Source organism: Pseudomonas sp. C1C7 (assembly GCF_013359595.1).
Taxonomy (GTDB): domain Bacteria; phylum Pseudomonadota; class Gammaproteobacteria; order Pseudomonadales; family Pseudomonadaceae; genus Aquipseudomonas.
In genome coordinates this window covers 25,277-41,240 of record NZ_JABFMP010000017.1, presented here as the reverse complement: position 1 = coordinate 41,240, position 15,964 = coordinate 25,277, and the positions used below count along the sequence as shown (strand labels likewise).

General features: G+C 59.2%; 19 protein-coding genes. 7 read left to right on the top strand and 12 right to left on the bottom strand.

All coding sequences use genetic code 11. The features are described 5' to 3' along the window. Positions 1-210: 210 nt before the first annotated feature. From HNO86_RS15735 to grxD, 3 genes are all read left to right on the top strand, one after another. Complete coding sequence (locus HNO86_RS15735) at positions 211-501, top strand: hypothetical protein (RefSeq protein ID WP_175377861.1); 291 nt, start codon at positions 211-213, stop codon at positions 499-501. A gap of 134 nt (positions 502-635) precedes the next feature. Then, positions 636-2,744: a molybdopterin oxidoreductase family protein gene (locus HNO86_RS15730; protein ID WP_175377860.1), complete on the top strand. Its 2,109-nt coding sequence runs from the start codon at positions 636-638 to the stop codon at positions 2,742-2,744. Between the two features lie 96 nt (positions 2,745-2,840). Then, a complete protein-coding gene (gene grxD / locus HNO86_RS15725) occupies positions 2,841-3,179 on the top strand; it encodes a Grx4 family monothiol glutaredoxin (RefSeq protein ID WP_175377859.1) in 339 nt (112 codons plus the stop codon). Between the two features lie 185 nt (positions 3,180-3,364). Here the strand turns inward: grxD and bfr are convergent, their stop codons facing one another. After that, positions 3,365-3,841 carry a bacterioferritin gene (bfr, locus tag HNO86_RS15720; RefSeq protein ID WP_175377858.1) on the bottom strand — a complete coding sequence of 159 codons (477 nt, stop codon included), beginning with the start codon at positions 3,839-3,841 and terminating at the stop codon, positions 3,365-3,367. Positions 3,842-4,041: 200 nt separating this feature from the next. Then, positions 4,042-4,260, bottom strand: coding sequence for a bacterioferritin-associated ferredoxin (locus HNO86_RS15715; RefSeq protein WP_175377942.1), 219 nt, complete (start codon positions 4,258-4,260; stop codon positions 4,042-4,044). A 299-nt stretch (positions 4,261-4,559) separates the two neighbouring features. Here HNO86_RS15715 and HNO86_RS15710 point away from each other — a divergent pair, with 299 nt between their 5' ends. Next, on the top strand, positions 4,560-5,162 hold the full coding sequence (locus HNO86_RS15710; RefSeq protein WP_175377857.1) for a peroxiredoxin: 603 nt from the start codon (positions 4,560-4,562) through the stop codon (positions 5,160-5,162). A 95-nt stretch (positions 5,163-5,257) separates the two neighbouring features. Here HNO86_RS15710 and rnt read toward each other — a convergent pair whose 3' ends face one another. Together rnt and pyrC are read right to left on the bottom strand one after the other, a co-directional pair. Next, the gene (gene rnt, locus HNO86_RS15705; RefSeq protein ID WP_110964713.1) at positions 5,258-5,935 is read right to left on the bottom strand and encodes a ribonuclease T; all 678 of its coding nucleotides are present in this window, start codon (positions 5,933-5,935) and stop codon (positions 5,258-5,260) included. Next, positions 5,932-6,978, bottom strand: coding sequence for a dihydroorotase (pyrC, locus tag HNO86_RS15700; RefSeq protein ID WP_175377856.1), 1,047 nt, complete (start codon positions 6,976-6,978; stop codon positions 5,932-5,934). Before pyrC ends, rnt begins: the two co-directional genes overlap by 4 nt. Before the next feature lie 160 nt (positions 6,979-7,138). Here pyrC and HNO86_RS15695 point away from each other — a divergent pair, with 160 nt between their 5' ends. After that, complete coding sequence (locus HNO86_RS15695) at positions 7,139-8,044, top strand: OmpA family protein (RefSeq protein ID WP_175377855.1); 906 nt, start codon at positions 7,139-7,141, stop codon at positions 8,042-8,044. A gap of 129 nt (positions 8,045-8,173) precedes the next feature. Beyond that, positions 8,174-9,391, top strand: a complete 1,218-nt coding sequence (locus HNO86_RS15690) for an argininosuccinate synthase (RefSeq protein WP_175377854.1) — start codon at positions 8,174-8,176, stop codon at positions 9,389-9,391. A 143-nt stretch (positions 9,392-9,534) separates the two neighbouring features. On the opposite strand, the gene HNO86_RS15685 is transcribed toward HNO86_RS15690, so the two are convergent. After that, positions 9,535-10,173 (bottom strand): hypothetical protein, encoded by a 639-nt coding sequence (locus tag HNO86_RS15685; protein ID WP_175377853.1) that lies wholly within the window; start codon positions 10,171-10,173, stop codon positions 9,535-9,537. Positions 10,174-10,602: 429 nt separating this feature from the next. On the opposite strand from HNO86_RS15685, the gene HNO86_RS15680 reads away from it, so the two are divergent. After that, a complete protein-coding gene (locus HNO86_RS15680; RefSeq protein ID WP_175377852.1) occupies positions 10,603-11,229 on the top strand; it encodes a response regulator transcription factor in 627 nt (208 codons plus the stop codon). Positions 11,230-11,319: 90 nt separating this feature from the next. Here the strand turns inward: HNO86_RS15680 and HNO86_RS15675 are convergent, their stop codons facing one another. The 7 genes from HNO86_RS15675 to HNO86_RS15645 form a co-directional block, all read right to left on the bottom strand. After that, entirely contained in the window at positions 11,320-11,499 is a 180-nt protein-coding gene (locus HNO86_RS15675) for a PA3496 family putative envelope integrity protein (protein WP_110964707.1), read from the bottom strand. A 106-nt stretch (positions 11,500-11,605) separates the two neighbouring features. Further along, the gene (nth, locus tag HNO86_RS15670; protein ID WP_175377851.1) at positions 11,606-12,244 is read right to left on the bottom strand and encodes an endonuclease III; all 639 of its coding nucleotides are present in this window, start codon (positions 12,242-12,244) and stop codon (positions 11,606-11,608) included. A gap of 25 nt (positions 12,245-12,269) precedes the next feature. Next, complete coding sequence (locus tag HNO86_RS15665) at positions 12,270-12,788, bottom strand: Rnf-Nqr domain containing protein (RefSeq protein WP_175377850.1); 519 nt, start codon at positions 12,786-12,788, stop codon at positions 12,270-12,272. Then, complete coding sequence (locus HNO86_RS15660) at positions 12,781-13,392, bottom strand: RnfABCDGE type electron transport complex subunit G (RefSeq protein WP_175377849.1); 612 nt, start codon at positions 13,390-13,392, stop codon at positions 12,781-12,783. Before HNO86_RS15660 ends, HNO86_RS15665 begins: the two co-directional genes overlap by 8 nt. Next, positions 13,389-14,375 (bottom strand): RnfABCDGE type electron transport complex subunit D, encoded by a 987-nt coding sequence (locus HNO86_RS15655; protein ID WP_175377848.1) that lies wholly within the window; start codon positions 14,373-14,375, stop codon positions 13,389-13,391. The genes HNO86_RS15660 and HNO86_RS15655 overlap by 4 nt, the downstream gene beginning before the upstream one ends. Further along, positions 14,362-15,378, bottom strand: a complete 1,017-nt coding sequence (gene rsxB / locus HNO86_RS15650; protein ID WP_175377847.1) for an electron transport complex subunit RsxB — start codon at positions 15,376-15,378, stop codon at positions 14,362-14,364. Before rsxB ends, HNO86_RS15655 begins: the two co-directional genes overlap by 14 nt. Further along, positions 15,375-15,944 (bottom strand): Rnf-Nqr domain containing protein, encoded by a 570-nt coding sequence (locus tag HNO86_RS15645; RefSeq protein ID WP_175377846.1) that lies wholly within the window; start codon positions 15,942-15,944, stop codon positions 15,375-15,377. Before HNO86_RS15645 ends, rsxB begins: the two co-directional genes overlap by 4 nt. Positions 15,945-15,964 lie beyond the last annotated feature (20 nt).

The window sequence follows — 15,964 nt, the reverse complement described above, 5'->3', positions numbered from 1 at the left end:
CGCTTTTGAAGCCTGTTTCCTGACAGCAGCCAGGCATTTGTACACCGCGTTCGCGCCGCTTGGCAATCGAGCAGGCGGTGGCGGAGCACTGGCGGTCGGTTTCTGAATGGTGGTTCACCGGAGCGCGTATGTGCGTTCCATCTGAAACATTTGCTAATGCAAAGTGCTTAGTTATAAATAAATCACCCGCGACGCAGGAAGCCTCCGCAAATGGAATCGAAAGAACAACAGCTAATGGAATTGCTCGGCCTCACGGCCCGCTCCCTGACCCACCTCACCGCCTCCATGACGTCCATGTCGTTCGAACTGCTGCGCAGTCCCGATCCCGTGACCCGGGATGCCGGCCGGCGCATGATCGACCGCATGGCCACCGTCAGCAGCGGGCTCGACGAGCACTGGCGACTGATCGGCGAACTGACCGGCGTGCATGTCGGCCACGAACAGATCGAAACCATCGAGGAAATCCAGATGCAGTCACCGCCCAGGCTGCCATCGAGCTGATCCTGCGTGGCCATCGGCTGGCCTGATGGTCCTCGATTCACACAATGAACGTCGCTGGCGCGGTAGCGGGGCACGCGCCATAGTTTTGTTCCCGCGGCCGACATTGCCCGCCCAGAACAAGACAGAGACTGGCCATGACCAAGACTCTCCATCACCGTGCCTGCCACCTGTGTGAAGCCATCTGCGGCCTGACCATCGAAACCACCGAGGTCGAAGCCGGGCAGGTCCAGATCACTTCGATCAAGGGTGATCCGCTGGACACCTTCAGTCGCGGCCACATCTGCCCCAAGGCCGTGGCCCTGCAAGACATTCAGAACGACCCGGATCGCCTGCATCAGCCGATGCAGCGCGTGGGCCACGAATGGCAACCCATCGAATGGGAGGACGCGTTCAACCTGGTGGCCGAGCGGCTGGCGGCGATCCAGGAGCGGCACGGACAGAATGCGGTGGCGGTCTATCAGGGCAACCCCAGCGTGCACAACTATGGGCTGATGACCCACAGCAACTATTTCCTCGGCCTGTTGAAAACCCGTAACCGCTATTCCGCAACCTCGGTCGATCAACTGCCCCATCACCTGACCAGTTACCTGATGTACGGCCACGGCTTCCTGTTGCCGATCCCGGACATCGATCACACCGACTTCATGCTCATCCTCGGCGGCAACCCGCTGGCGTCCAACGGCAGCATCATGACCGTGCCGGATGTGGAAAAACGCCTGAAAGCGATCCAGGCCCGGGGCGGCAAGGTCGTGGTGGTCGACCCGCGCCGCAGCGAAACCGCGGCCATCGCCGACCAGCACCTGTTCGTGCGCCCCGGTGGCGATGCCGCGTTGCTGTTTGGTCTGCTCAACACCTTGTTTGCCGAGGGCCTGACCCGGGACAGCCATCTGCCGGTGGATGGTCTGGATCAGGTGCGCGAGTCCATTGCCGGTTTCACCGCCGAAGCGATGAGCCCGTTGTGCGCGGTGCCCGCTGAAGACATTCGCCAGCTGGCCCGTGATTTTGCCGCTGCGCCGAGCGCCGTCTGCTACGGGCGCATGGGCGTCTCGACCCAGGCGTTCGGTACCCTGTGTCATTGGCTGGTGCAGTTGATCAATCTGGTCACCGGCAACCTGGACAGTGTCGGCGGCGCCCTGTGCACCGAGCCGGCGGTGGACCTGGTGGCTTCGACCTCCGGAGGGCATTTCAATCTGTGGCAGAGCCGAGTCTCCGGACGCCCCGAGTACGGCGGCGAGCTGCCGGTGTCGGCGCTGGCCGAAGAAATGCTGACCGAAGGGGAAGGGCAGGTCCGCGCGCTGATCACCGTGGCGGGCAATCCGGTGCTTTCGACACCCAACGGTCGTCAGCTGGAGCAGGCGCTGGACGGCCTGGAATTCATGGTCAGCGTCGACCTGTACATCAACGAGACCACCCGTTACGCCGATCTGATCCTGCCTTCTACTTCGGCCCTGGAAAATGATCACTACGACACCACCTTCAATATGTTCGCCGTGCGCAACGTCAGCCGTTTCAACCGGGCGATCCTGGCCAAGCCTGAAGGCGCGCTGCATGACTGGGAGATTTTCGTCGGGCTGGCCAAGGCCTTTGCGGCGAAGACCGGCAAGGAGCTCAAGCCGACCATCGCGCCGGCGCAGATGATCGATCGCGGCTTGCGCATGGGCGCCTATGGCGATGCTTCCGAGCACAAACTGTCGTTGTCGACCCTGTTCGATCATCCCCATGGTGTCGATCTGGGCGCGCTCGAACCCAACCTCGCTTCACGCCTGAAAACCGCCAATCAACGGGTCCAGGCCGCCCCCGATGTGATCCTCGCCGACCTCGCACGCTTCGCCGCGTTGCAGGCGCCGGCCGCCGATGAGTTGCTGATGATCGGCCGCCGACATGTGCGCAGTAACAATTCCTGGATGCACAACTACCATCGATTGGTGAAGGGCAAGCCGCGTCATCAGTTGCTGATGCATCCGGAGGATCTGGTCAGTCGCGGGTTGAGCGATGGCCAGCGAGTGAAGGTCAGCTCCCGCGTGGGCGTGATCGAAGTGGAAGTGCTGGGCAGTCTGGATATGATGAAAGGCGTGGTCAGTCTTCCGCACGGTTGGGGTCATGCGAGACCGGGCGTACAGATGACCATCGCCAGTGGCCAGCCGGGCTCCAGTGCCAATGACCTGACGGACGAGTGCCAGCTCGATGAACTGTCGGGGAATGCAGCGTTGAATGGCGTTCCGGTGACCGTGGCGGCGGCTTGATCGATCTGATGGAGAGACCGAGCAGTGCGCTCGGCTTTCCGTTACAATGCGCCACCGTGCCGACCCATGAGTCGGAAAGTTCAGCCGAGGTGCTCCATGGATATCATCGAAACGATTAAAGAGCAGATTGCCAACAACACCATTCTGCTTTACATGAAAGGCTCGCCGAATGCCCCACAGTGTGGCTTCTCCGCGAAAGCCGCGCAGGCCGTGATGGCTTGTGGTGAAAAGTTTGCGTACGTGGACATCCTGCAGAACCCGGAAATCCGCGCCAACCTGCCTAAATACGCCAACTGGCCAACCTTCCCGCAACTGTGGGTCGCTGGCGAGCTGGTGGGTGGTAGCGACATCATGACCGAGATGTCGGCTGATGGTTCGCTGCAAAGCACCATCAAGGCTGCTGTTGCCGCTGCCGCTGCCAAGAACGAAGCCTGATTCGCCGCTGTAAACCTGCAGGAGCGAGCACGCTCGCGATGGTCGTCAACGATAACGCGGGAGACCAGATGCCCCGCGGTGTCCTCTGGTTCATCGCGAGCATGCTCGCTCCTGCAGTTACAGCGCAGGCATAAAAAAGCCCCGCCTCTTCAGAGAGAGCGGGGCTTTTTAATGCGCCGGGAAACTTACTCGTCGTCACCCATCTGCGATTGCAGATAGTTCTCGATACCGATCTTGTCGATCAGGCCAAGTTGGGTTTCCAGCCAGTCGATATGTTCTTCTTCGGACTCGAGAATATCTTCGAGCAATTCACGGCTGCCGAAGTCGCCGACTTTTTCGCAATGAGCGATAGCGACCTTCAGGTCAGCGTGGCCGGTTTTCTCGATCTTCAGGTCGCACTCGAGCATTTCCTTGGTGTTCTCGCCGATCAGCAGCTTGCCAAGGTCCTGGACGTTGGGGATACCTTCGAGGAACAGGATGCGCTTGATCAGCTTGTCCGCGTGCTTCATCTCGTCGATGGATTCGTGGTACTCGTGCTTGCCGAGCTTGTTCAGGCCCCAATCTTCGTACATGCGAGCGTGCAGGAAGTATTGATTGATCGCGATCAGCTCGTTGGCAAGAATCTTGTTGAGATGCTGAATGACTGTAACGTCGCCTTTCATGATGGGGTCCTGCCCTTTGTTAGCCGTCTATAAGGCAGAGTTTGAGCCGACCAACTAAGGGTGTCAAACTTAAGTTATTGAATAATAAATGAAAATTAATCGGAATAAGAATGTTTTTATTCCGCGTCTAGACTCTAAGCAATTGATTTTCAGGCATAAAAAAACCGGACATCAGTCCGGTTCTTTGAATTAACGGCATTTTATGCGGCAGTAAATTCTGCAGGATAAGGAATCGCGGCCTGGGCCGTCTGCAGAGATGTCAGGGTCTCGCGGACCACTTCCTTGGCAAGGCAGGCACATTTACCGCATTGACTGGCAACGCCGGTGGCCTGGCGTACTTCCTTGTAGCTGCAGCATCCTTCATAGATCGCATCGCGGATTTGGCCGTCGGTGACGCCAGTGCAGAGGCAAACATACATAAGTGAAAACCGTCGCTTGTTTATGTCTCGAATGCGATGGATCTTAATGTTAACGAGAATGATTGTCAAAGTACTTCCCCGGGGCTTTTTTCCAAGGCTGACGAACGGTACGCATCCTGTGAAAGAGGGCGGTTCGCCATCGCGAATTTCACCGCTCAGGGAAAAACCCAAGGACAGGCCAAACTCGCAGTGTATGATGGCCGGTCTTTGCGAATGGGCTTGTGTCACAGGGCTGTCGCCTCAGGGTGGCAGGCTGGCGCAAACCCGGTTTTTCACGTTTCTACACCAGGAGATATCCAATGAGCGTACTCGTAGGCAAACAAGCCCCTGACTTCACCGTACCGGCCGTGCTCGGCAATGGCGAGATCGTTGACAGCTTCACCCTGTCCTCGGCTATCAAAGGCAAATACGGCCTGGTGTTCTTCTACCCGCTGGACTTCACCTTCGTTTGCCCGTCCGAGCTGATCGCCCTGGACAACCGCATGTCTGAATTCAAGGCTCGCAACGTTGAAGTGATCGCTGTTTCGATCGACTCGCACTTCACCCACAACGCCTGGCGCAACACCCCGGTCAACAATGGCGGTATCGGCGAAGTCCGTTACACCATGGCTGCCGACATCAAGCAGGAAATCATGAAGGCCTACGACGTTCAGTCCGCTGACGGCGTTGCGTTCCGTGGCGCTTTCCTGATCGACGACAAAGGCGTTGTCCGTTCGCAGATCATCAACGACCTGCCGCTGGGCCGTAACATGGAAGAGCTGCTGCGTCTGGTCGACGCTCTGCAATTCCACGAAGAGCACGGCGAAGTCTGCCCTGCCAACTGGAAAAAAGGCGACAAGGGCATGAACGCTTCGCCAGAAGGCGTTGCTGCTTACCTGACCGAGCACGCTGCTGCTCTGTAAGGCATGTTCCTGCTGTAAAAAGCAGACGTAAAAAAACCGGCCATCATGGCCGGTTTTTTTATTCCTGAAATTTGGCTCCTGTGGGAGCGAGAGGATCAATCGTCGAAATCTTCCCATCCGCCCATCTGCTTCCAGCGATTGACGATGCCGCAGAACAGCTCGGCCGTCTTCTCGGTGTCGTAGCGAGCCGAGTGGGCCTCGCGGCCATCGAAGTCGATGTCGGCAGCCTGACAGGCCTTGGCCAGCACCGTCTGACCGTAGGCCAGGCCGGCGAGGGTGGCGGTGTCGAAGCTGGAGAACGGGTGAAACGGGTTACGCTTCATGTCCAGGCGCGCAACCGCGGCATTGAGGAAACCCAGGTCGAAGCTGCTGTTGTGGCCGACCAGAATCGCCCGCTTGCAGCCGTTGGCCTTCAGCGCCTTGCGCACGCCGCGGAAGATATCGTTCAGCGCCGTCTCTTCACTCACGGCCATGCGCAGCGGGTGATCGAGCTTGATCCCGGTGAACTCCAGCGCCGCCGCTTCGATGTTCGCGCCTTCGAAAGGCTCGACGCGGAAGAAGTAGGTGTGATCAGGATAAACAAAACCCTTTTCATCCATGGCGATGGTGGTCGCGGCAATCTCCAGCAAGGCGTCGGTGGCCGAGTTGAAGCCACCGGTTTCTACGTCGACGACTACCGGCAGGTAACCGCGGAACCGCGCAGCCATTGGATGACGGGAACCGCCTCCGCCACCTTGACCGTCCAGTTCGTCGTCGAAATGGTCTTCACTCACGCGTGTTCCTCCAGCAGGCGCCAGCGCAGTTTTTCACCGGCGCGCAGCGGGATGACGGTCAGCTCGCCAAACGGCAGGCTGCTTGGGGCGGTCCATTCTTCGCGAACCAGGGTGATGCGATCGGTGTTCACCGGCAGGCCGTAGAAACGCGGGCCGTTGAGGCTGGCGAAAGCTTCGAGCTTGTCCAGCGCGTTGCGCTGTTCGAAGGCTTCGGCGTACATCTCGATGGCCGCGAATGCGGTGTAGCAGCCGGCGCAACCGCAAGCGGCTTCCTTGGCGTGCTGGGCGTGGGGCGCCGAGTCGGTGCCGAGGAAGAACTTGGCGCTGCCGCTGGTGGCGGCGTCGAGCAGGGCTTCCTGGTGCGTGTTGCGCTTGAGGATCGGCAGGCAGTAGAAGTGCGGCCTGATCCCGCCAACCAGCATGTGGTTGCGGTTGTACAGCAGGTGATGCGCGGTGATGGTGGCGCCTACGTTGGCCGAGGCCGAGTTGACGAACTGCACGGCGTCCGCGGTGGTGATGTGTTCGAACACCACCTTGAGGGTCGGGAAACGCTCGACCACACGACGCATGTGCTCATCGATGAAGATTTTTTCGCGGTCGAACACGTCGACATCGCCACGGGTGACTTCGCCGTGGATCAGCAGCGGCATGCCCACTTCGGCCATGGCTTCCAGGGCCGGGAAGATCTTGTCGATGCTGGTGACGCCAGAGTCCGAGTTGGTGGTCGCGCCGGCCGGATATAGCTTGGCGGCGTGAACGAAACCGGTGGCCTTGGCCTCGCGAATTTCCTCGGGCTGGGTACGGTCGGTGAGGTACAGAACCATCAGCGGTTCGAACCGGCTGCCGGCCGGGCGGGCAGCGAGAATACGCTGGCGATAGCCGTCGGCCTCGGCCGCATTGCGGACCGGAGGTACCAGGTTGGGCATGATGATGGCGCGACCAAAGGTGCGCGCGACATCCGCGACGGTATTGGTCAACACGGCACCATCGCGAAGATGAATGTGCCAGTCGTCGGGACGCAGCAGGGTCAGGCGGTCGGACATGAGGGGGATTCCAGGCGGGTCAAACTGAGGGGAATGCTACCGGAAAAGACTCTTGCAGGCACTCGCTATCAAGTTTTGCCGAAACCTTCCGATATCCAACAGGTATGCCGTAAACATCTGTGTGTCGGTCTTTGTGTTGTAGAAGCCAGTGGAGCCTTCCGTGCGCCAGCGTTATTTAGCCTTGCTCAGTGTGTTTGCCAGCCTTCCCGCGATGGCGCTCACTTTCCAGACCCGTCTGGAGAGCATCGAGTGGACGGTCGAAGGCGACAAGTTCGAGTGCCGCCTGACACAGCCGATCACCGATTTCGGCTCGGGGCAGTTCGTGCGCCGCGCCGGTGAGCAGGCGACGTTCCGGCTCAACGCCTCCAACGCAATGATGGGCGGAGGATCGGCCACCTTGCTGGCCGCCGCGGCGCCCTGGCAGCCGGGACGCGGCGATATCAACCTGGGCACCGTGCGAATCGGCAGCGGCAATGTGCTGTTCAGCAGCTCCCAGGCTCAGGCCGGACGCCTGATCAGTGGCCTGATCGATGGGCGCAGTCCGGTGGTCCGACGCTCCTCGGGAGATGGCGGAGTCTCGGAAGTGCGCCTGTTGCCGGTCAGGTTCAACAAGGCGTTTGCCGATTATCAGGGCTGTGTCGCCAAGCTGTTGCCGCAGAATTTCGATCAGGTGAAGCAGTCCCAGATCGGGTTCCCCGGTGGCGGAATCGAACTGGACGCCGCCGCAAAAGCCAAGCTGCAGGTGATGCTCGAATACATGAAGGCCGATCCGACGGTTAATCGCATTGAGCTGGACGGTCACTCCGACAATGGCGGCAACCGCCTGACTAATCGCGACCTGTCACGCCGCCGGGCGCTTGCCGTCATGGAGTACTTCAAGGCCAATGGCATCCAGGAATCGCAGATCACTGTGCGTTTCCACGGTGAGAGTTATCCGTTGGCGCCCAACACCAACAGCGCCAACCGCGCGAAGAACCGCCGGGTGGCGGTCCGCCTGGAGCGGGGCGCGCCGCCGGAGCAGGTGGCGCCTCAAGCTACGAAACAGGCCACTTCGGCAACTTCCTGACCGATTGGTCATCGTCGCGCCCTCGACAGATTCTGTCGCTTCGTCGTCATAAGCTGTCGCGCCACTGTAATTTATTCTGTATGAGCGGTAGACTTCCCGGCTTTCCGTAGAACCCCGTGGAGTGATGGCATGGCGGACGTAAACAAGGTCGTTCTGGCGTATTCCGGCGGCCTGGACACTTCGGTGATCCTCAAGTGGCTGCAGGATACTTATAACTGTGAAGTGGTGACCTTCACCGCTGACCTGGGTCAGGGCGAAGAGGTCGAGCCTGCACGTGCCAAGGCTCAGGCCATGGGCGTGAAAGAGATCTACATCGACGACTTGCGCGAAGAGTTCGTGCGCGATTTCGTGTTTCCGATGTTCCGCGCCAACACCGTTTACGAAGGTGAGTACCTGCTGGGTACTTCCATCGCTCGTCCGTTGATCGCCAAGCGCCTGATCGAAATCGCCAACGAAACCGGCGCTGACGCCATTTCCCATGGCGCCACCGGCAAGGGCAACGACCAGGTTCGTTTCGAACTGGGCGCCTACGCCTTGAAGCCAGGCGTGAAAGTGATTGCTCCGTGGCGCGAGTGGGACCTGCTGTCCCGTGAAAAGCTGATGGATTACGCTGAAAAGCACGCCATCCCGATCGAGCGTCACGGCAAGAAGAAATCCCCGTACTCGATGGACGCCAACCTGTTGCACATCTCCTATGAAGGCGGCGTGCTGGAAGACACCTGGACCGAGCACGAAGAAGACATGTGGCGCTGGACCGTCTCCCCGGAGAACGCTCCCGACAAGCCGCAGTACCTGGAACTGACCTACCGCAACGGCGACATCGTGGCACTGGACGGCGTCGAGATGACTCCGGCTACCGTGCTGGCGACCCTGAACCGTATCGGTGGCGAACACGGCATCGGTCGTCTGGACATCGTCGAGAACCGTTACGTGGGCATGAAGTCCCGTGGCTGCTACGAAACCCCGGGCGGCACCATCATGCTGCGCGCTCACCGTGCGATCGAATCGATCACCCTGGACCGCGAAGTGGCTCACCTCAAAGACGAGCTGATGCCTAAATACGCAAGCCTCATCTACACCGGCTACTGGTGGAGCCCTGAGCGTCTGATGCTGCAACAGATGATCGACGCCACCCAGGCCAACGTGAACGGCGTCGTGCGCCTGAAACTGTACAAGGGCAACGTGATCGTGACCGGCCGCAAGTCCGACGACTCGCTGTTCGACGCCAACATCGCGACCTTCGAGGAAGATGGCGGCGCCTACAACCAGGCCGATGCGGCGGGCTTCATCAAGCTCAACGCCTTGCGCATGCGTATTGCTGCCAACAAGGGCCGGAAACTGTTCTGAGTGCCTTGAGCGGTAAATGAAAGGGTGGCCTCGTCGTTGACGGGGCCACCCTTTTTTTGCCTTGGAATCGCGATACGACAATTGCACGGCAATCTGCCTGATACCTCCTGGTTTGCTTCTCACTGATAAGACTTGCCTCGTGCTCAAGTGATTGTCAGGGGGCGCTGGTCCATGACCATCACCCTTTTCGAATTCAAGTCGTACGCGACGCAGCAATTGGCGTTACCGCGTTTGCTGTTGCGCCTGGAAAACTCGAACAGACTGTCCCCCAGTGATTTTTCCAATGCGTTGTCGGTAAGAAACAGGATCATCTGGGATTTTCCTTCCTGCGGTTTCTTTATTCGCGCAAGTAATGCGTTGAACTCCATTCTGTTTTTCATCCATCGGGTATCGATGATGTGCATGCCCTTGAGTTGCTTGGGCAGGCGAACGTGCTGCAATTCGATTGGCCCGGGTGGCGCCTGGGCGCTGCAAGGAAGTTCGCCGGCGCGCGGGCCTTTTGCTGAAGGGCTGGTTAAGGGTTCGGCCTCGTCCATGGCCTTGAGAAAGTGCTCGTCCTTTTCAAAGTCCGAAGGTGAATACAGCGATCGGTAATTGAAGTTGAGGGTCACGAAGAAAAGAAACAGCAGATAAAAAGGAAAACTGATCAGGAACCAGACGTAGATCTCTCTTTCATCGTTATCGAGGAAAGGCAGGGAAATGGCGGCCGAGGTTTCAGACAGTGTTGCGAATGTCGCGATGATGGTCATGGGGTTGGTCATTCTTTTCTTGAGCTTGTTCATGTTCATTACTCATGGTTGTCGATGCCCGTTTGAATGGTTTTATTTAAGGTCATTTTTATTGGGTTTAAGGATGGGGTGTCGTTAATGATTATCCATGGGTGAATTTTTGCTGTAAGAGCTAACGGATACTCGGTGTGTGATATTTCTGCTGTTAATGTTTTTCGCCGTCGGTGTCAGTAACATTCCGGCCGACTTGTTTTTCAAGAATGTGATCGTTCATTTCGGATCCAGGCCGATAGCGCACTAACCAAGGCCATGGATACAGTTTCCAAGGCGTTGGGTTCGCAGGGTTTTTGTAGGATTAATCCGCGAATCTTGTAGGGAATGTCTCTCGGTGCAGGTCGCCGGGGGGCGCGGCATGCAACGCGCCAAACGACTAGGCTATTGTGCGGGCTCTAAAAATTCGAACAGCGAAAATTGGACCTGCCCATGAATAAAGTGCTGATCGTGGATGATCATCCCGTCATTCGTCTTGCGGTACGTATGCTGATGGAGCGCCATGGCTACGAAGTTGTCGCAGAAACCGATAACGGCGTGGATGGATTGCAACTGGCACGGGAATTTATGCCGGATATTGTCATTCTGGATATCGGGATACCCAAGCTGGACGGTCTGGAAGTTATCGCGCGACTGACAACGGCAGGCATGCCGATCAAAGTGCTGATATTGACCTCCCAGTCCCCCGGGCACTTTTCCATGCGCTGCATGCAATCGGGAGCTGCCGGATACGTCTGCAAGCAGCAGGACCTGACCGAACTACTCAGTGCAATAAAGGCGGTATTGTCCGGTTACAGCTATTTCCCCAATCAGGCCTTGCATACCGTGCGGGCAAGCCTGGGTAACGCCAGTGAAGCGGAAATGGTGGATCGCCTGTCGGGGCGGGAAATGATGGTGTTGCAACAGTTGGCCAGGGGCAAGACCAACAAGGAAATTGCCGATGGCATGTTTCTGAGCAACAAGACCGTCAGCACTTACAAGACGCGCCTGTTATTGAAACTCAATGCGCGCTCACTGGTCGACTTGATCGAACTGGCTCAACGCAATGGAATAGTGTGACTTTATCCCGGGAGAGACGGTTGAAATGAGCGCGCAATTATCACAGTACGGCGCAATGAAAAAAGCCTCCGTTTCGGAGGCTTTCAGGTGTCATAAGTCAAAATCGTAATCGGCCAATTGCTTTTGCAGTCGGCGCTCCTCCAGTAGATTGTCGATGGTACGGCGTTTGCTCAGGTTGGTTTTCGCTACTTCGACAACCGGTTCGGCTTCATCTGCTTCAACGGCAGTGAACTCGTCATCTACGTCCAATTGCTCTTTGCCAGTGCTCATTTAGTTACCTCAGGCTAAGAAGGCCTTTGGCGCTCCTTATATCGATAATCGCCCGGCGGGTAAAAAAGATTTTTTCAATCGATATATCAATAATTTTAATAGCGGCTCAATCGTCGGAGGTCTTGTGCTTGTATTCGCACAAGTCTTCGATTCGGCAACTGCCGCAGCGAGGCTTGCGGGCCAGGCATACATAACGTCCGTGAAGGATCAGCCAGTGATGGGAGTCGAGCAGGTACTCCTTGGGCACGAACTTCATCAGTCTCTTCTCGACCTCCACCACATTCTTGCCTGGCGCAATGCCGGTGCGGTTGCTGACCCGGAATATATGGGTATCGACAGCCATCGTCAGCTGACGGAATGCGGTATTGAGCACCACGTTGGCTGTCTTGCGGCCAACACCGGGCAGGGCCTCCAGCTCTTCGCGGGTTTGCGGCACTTCGCCGGCGTGACGTTCAACCAGCAGGCGGCAGGTCTCGATCACGTTTTTCGCCTTGCTGTTGAACAGGCCGATGGTCTTGATGTATTCCGACAACCCTTCAACCCCCAGGGCGTGCATCGCAGCGGGCGTGTTGGCGACCGGGAACAGTTTTGCCGTGGCCTTGTTGACGCCGACGTCGGTCGATTGCGCCGACAGGATCACCGCGATCAGCAACTCGAAAGGCGATGAGTAAGCCAGTTCGGTCTTCGGTTCCGGATTGTCTTCGTGAAGCCTGCGGAATATTTCCAGACGTTTTGCGGCATTCATGGGCAGTGCGTTTCCTCGAAAGCGATCATTGTTCAGGTGTCGGGCGGCGCCAGGCCTGCCACGCGGCGATGAGCAATCCCAGCAGAATGAATCCGCCGGGCGCCAGTGTGGCCAGGCGCAGGCCACCCAGTGTGTCGTTGCCGAGCAGTACGCGCAGTAATCCCAGACCCAGCATCAAGGCGCCGAACGCCGCGCACAGGTTCAAGCGACTGCGCCGGGGGCTCTGGAAGAATCCCGTGTACTCCAGCACCACACATTGCAAGGCGATCAACGCCGAATAAATCCCCATCTGCTGATACCACTGCAACGACCAGAGTTGCACGGCAAGTTGCGCGCAACTGGTCAGGGTTGCGGCAAGAATCACGCTGGCCAGCCATTGCATCGACGTCAGCAGACGCGGTCGCAAGGCGTTCATTACCAGGCCGAACACCGCGATCACCACGATGAACATCAGCCACAGGCCCAGAGCGGTCGTGACTGAGCCGGTGGCACCGATCAGGGGTGCGAGCATCAACGAGTTCTGCAGCAGCGGCGATTTACTCATGGTCGGAACTCCCGAGCAGTGGTTGCCGGTGTTCATCAAAGTAGCGCAGGGCATCGTGGGTGGCGTTGATCACCGCTCTCGACGTGATGGTCGCCCCGGCGATCTGGTCGAACTGTCCCTGATCTTTCTTCAGGGCCCAGCCGTTGTCGCCTGGGTCGTTGAGGGATTTTCCGGAAAACAGCCCGAGCCAGGTGTTGGGCCATTCGGCGATACGAGCCCCCAGGCCCGGCGTTTCCGCCTGCTTTAGGGTTTTCACACCGATCAGCCGGCCATTGAGGTCAATGGCTATCAGCAACTCGATGCTGCCTTCGTATCCCAAGGTCTGGCTTCGCAGCAGAACCGCATAGGGTTGTCCGGCTCTGGTTGCCCGGTAACCCGCCAGCAGTGTGCTGTTGGCCAGCGTGGGTTTTTCCAGGGCGAGCGGTTGTTCCAGTGGCTGATTGTCGTAGCTGTCCGGCGGCAGTACATCCAGCAGGTTGCGGCTGTCGATCAGGCGCTGCTCGGCTTCGATGCGCGGCAGGCTGCTGTGCTGCACGAACCAGGTCAGGCCAATCCCGACGGCGGCCAGCAAACCGACAATGACAATGCTCGATGCGCGGCTCATGGTGCGGTTCGCTCCTGTCGGGCGGCAGCGAAACGCTCCAGCATTGGCACACACAGGTTCATCAGCAGCACGGCGAAGGCCACGCCATCAGGGTAACCGCCCCAAGTGCGAATCACATAGGTCAGCAGCCCGACGCCGATCCCGAACAGTAATTTCGCACCCGGGCTTCTGGCGCCGGACACCGGTTCCGTGATGATAAAAAACGCGCCCAGCATGCTGGCGCCGGTGAGCAGATGAAACAGCGGCGAGCCATTGGAATCCGAACCGGAGCCGTTCCAGCACAACAGGCTGATGATGAACAGGCTGGCGAGCATGCCGACGGGCGCGTGCCAGCTGAACACCCGACGTTGCAGCAGGAAGGCGCCACCGGCGAGAAACGCCAGATTGACCCATTCCACGCCGCGACCGCCGAAGTGACCGAACGCCAAATTGCTCGCGAACAGTTCATCCATGGTCAGGCTTTTGTTGATGCGCAGGCTGTCCAGCGCCGTGGCCCGGACCCAGGCGTCCGGCTGATTGCCGAAACCGAAGACCTGCTGCAACCCGCCCCACAGATCCATGCCATGGGCTGCCGGCCATTGGGTCATCGGTTGTGGAAAGCACACCATGACCAGGGCGAAACCGAGCATCGCCGGGTTGAAGGGATTACTGCCGACACCGCCGTACAGGTGCTTGCCGAACAGCATGGCAAGGGCGGCGGCGCTGACGGTCAGCCACCAGGGGCAGTAGGGCGGCAAAGCCAGAGCCAAGAGGGTTGCGCTGACCAAGGCGCTTCCATCGCTCAAGGTCGGTTTGAGCGCGCGCTTGCGCAGGTACAGCACCGCGGCTTCAGCAGCCAACGCGCCGCTGGCGGCCAGCAGCAGATTGATCAGCACACCCCAGCCAAACACCCAGAACATCGCCAGCATCCCCGGCAGCGTCGCCAGGAGCACCAGTTTCATGGCCTGTTGCAGGCGGGTGTCGACCGACTCAAGGGGTGGCATAGTTGTCCACCTGACGCTCGGCTTCGCCGAGTGCGCGCTCCAGGGCTTGGATCTGCTCGGCGGGTGCCTGGGCGGCCTGGGCTTTTTTCAGCTCGGCGCGGCGCATGGCCAGCTGGATCTTCGCCCGATTCAAATCGGCATTCTTCGCAGGGGCGGTTGCAGGCGCCGGAGTCGGGGCCGGTGGCGCGACGCTTTCCAGTTGCGCCAGGGCCTGCTCGGCCGCCTCGAATTGCTGTTGCAGGACGATCAACTGCGACTGCTGTTCGAACGTCGGCGGATGACCGAAGGCCTTGAGGGATTTGGTCAGTTGCGCCCGGCTCATCGCTACATCGATCCTGGCTTTCTTCAGCGCCGCATCGGCATTGGCGGCCTTCTGCGCGCGTACGCGTTCAAGGGCGGCCTGCACCGGATCGAGGCTGGTCACGGCAGGCTGGGCCGCCTGTTGCGCCCGGGCCTGACGTTCGGCGGCTTTCTGTTGTTCTTCGCGTTGCAGGCGGGCATTGCGCTGTTCGAAACGGCGTCGTGCGTGATTGCGCTTGGCTGCGCGGGCACGCTGCTCTTCGAGACTGAACGCCAGGCCGCCGACCACCGGCACCACCGTGGCCGTCGGCAACGGGCGCATTTCGATGCAATCCACGGGGCAGGGCGCCACGCACAGGTCGCAGCCGGTGCATTCATCGATGATCACCGTGTGCATCAGCTTGGCCGCGCCGACGATGGCATCCACCGGGCAGGCCTGGATGCATTTGGTGCAGCCGATGCATTCCGCCTCGCGGATATAGGCAAGCTGCGCCGGAGCCGAACCCCGGCTGACATCCAGCTCCAGCACCGGCACGTTCAGCAGTTCGGCAAGGGCTGCGATGGTTTCGTTGCCGCCCGGCGGGCATTTGTTGATCGGCTCGCCGCTGGCGATGCCTTCTGCGTAGGGCTTGCATCCGGGATGACCGCACTTGCCGCATTGGGTCTGCGGCAACAGTGCGTCGATGCGTTGAATCAGACTCATGTTTTGATCAGTCCGCTGAATCCGAGAAAAGCCACTGCAATCAGTCCGGCACCGATCAGGTCAATCGGCAGGCCGCGAAAGGGCAGGGGAACATCATTATCGAGGGTGCGCTGGCGCATGTCGTTGAACAGGCTCAACGCCAGCCAGAAACCCAGTCCGGCACCCAGGCTCAGGGCCGTGGCGCTCAGTAGTCCCTGGTCGTTGCGCACATTGAACAGCGCCACGCCAAGCACACCGGCGTTGCCCAGCAACAGCGGCCAGAGACCTTCGAACGACAGCGCTGGAAACACCCGTGACAGCCCGGTCAGCACAGGGTTGATCAGCAGCACACTCAGGGGTAGCAGGACAAACAGGCTCAGCGCCGTGACTTGCAGCGGCATCAGCAGCCAATGCCAGAGCGCGTAACCCAGCACGCCGACGATCAACATCAGGCAGGTCGTCGCAACACCCAGCGCCTGCACTGGCCGGCGCTGGCTGGCCAGCAGCGGATCGACGCCCAGTGGCCAGTGCAACACGAGGTTGTTGATCAGGGCGGTGCTGATAAGCGTGAGCAGTGCTTCGGTCATGTTCGTGCCGACGGGAAGGG

Coding starts and splice junctions, on each gene's coding strand:
- HNO86_RS15735 (WP_175377861.1), top strand. CDS start 211: ATGGAATCGAAAGAACAACAGCTAATGGAATTGCTCGGCCTCACGGCC.
- HNO86_RS15730 (WP_175377860.1), top strand. CDS start 636: ATGACCAAGACTCTCCATCACCGTGCCTGCCACCTGTGTGAAGCCATC.
- grxD (WP_175377859.1), top strand. CDS start 2,841: ATGGATATCATCGAAACGATTAAAGAGCAGATTGCCAACAACACCATT.
- bfr (WP_175377858.1), bottom strand. CDS start 3,841: ATGAAAGGCGACGTTACAGTCATTCAGCATCTCAACAAGATTCTTGCC.
- HNO86_RS15715 (WP_175377942.1), bottom strand. CDS start 4,260: ATGTATGTTTGCCTCTGCACTGGCGTCACCGACGGCCAAATCCGCGAT.
- HNO86_RS15710 (WP_175377857.1), top strand. CDS start 4,560: ATGAGCGTACTCGTAGGCAAACAAGCCCCTGACTTCACCGTACCGGCC.
- pyrC (WP_175377856.1), bottom strand. CDS start 6,978: ATGTCCGACCGCCTGACCCTGCTGCGTCCCGACGACTGGCACATTCAT.
- HNO86_RS15690 (WP_175377854.1), top strand. CDS start 8,174: ATGGCGGACGTAAACAAGGTCGTTCTGGCGTATTCCGGCGGCCTGGAC.
- HNO86_RS15685 (WP_175377853.1), bottom strand. CDS start 10,173: ATGAACAAGCTCAAGAAAAGAATGACCAACCCCATGACCATCATCGCG.
- HNO86_RS15680 (WP_175377852.1), top strand. CDS start 10,603: ATGAATAAAGTGCTGATCGTGGATGATCATCCCGTCATTCGTCTTGCG.
- HNO86_RS15675 (WP_110964707.1), bottom strand. CDS start 11,499: ATGAGCACTGGCAAAGAGCAATTGGACGTAGATGACGAGTTCACTGCC.
- nth (WP_175377851.1), bottom strand. CDS start 12,244: ATGAATGCCGCAAAACGTCTGGAAATATTCCGCAGGCTTCACGAAGAC.
- HNO86_RS15665 (WP_175377850.1), bottom strand. CDS start 12,788: ATGAGTAAATCGCCGCTGCTGCAGAACTCGTTGATGCTCGCACCCCTG.
- HNO86_RS15660 (WP_175377849.1), bottom strand. CDS start 13,392: ATGAGCCGCGCATCGAGCATTGTCATTGTCGGTTTGCTGGCCGCCGTC.
- HNO86_RS15655 (WP_175377848.1), bottom strand. CDS start 14,375: ATGCCACCCCTTGAGTCGGTCGACACCCGCCTGCAACAGGCCATGAAA.
- rsxB (WP_175377847.1), bottom strand. CDS start 15,378: ATGAGTCTGATTCAACGCATCGACGCACTGTTGCCGCAGACCCAATGC.
- HNO86_RS15645 (WP_175377846.1), bottom strand. CDS start 15,944: ATGACCGAAGCACTGCTCACGCTTATCAGCACCGCCCTGATCAACAAC.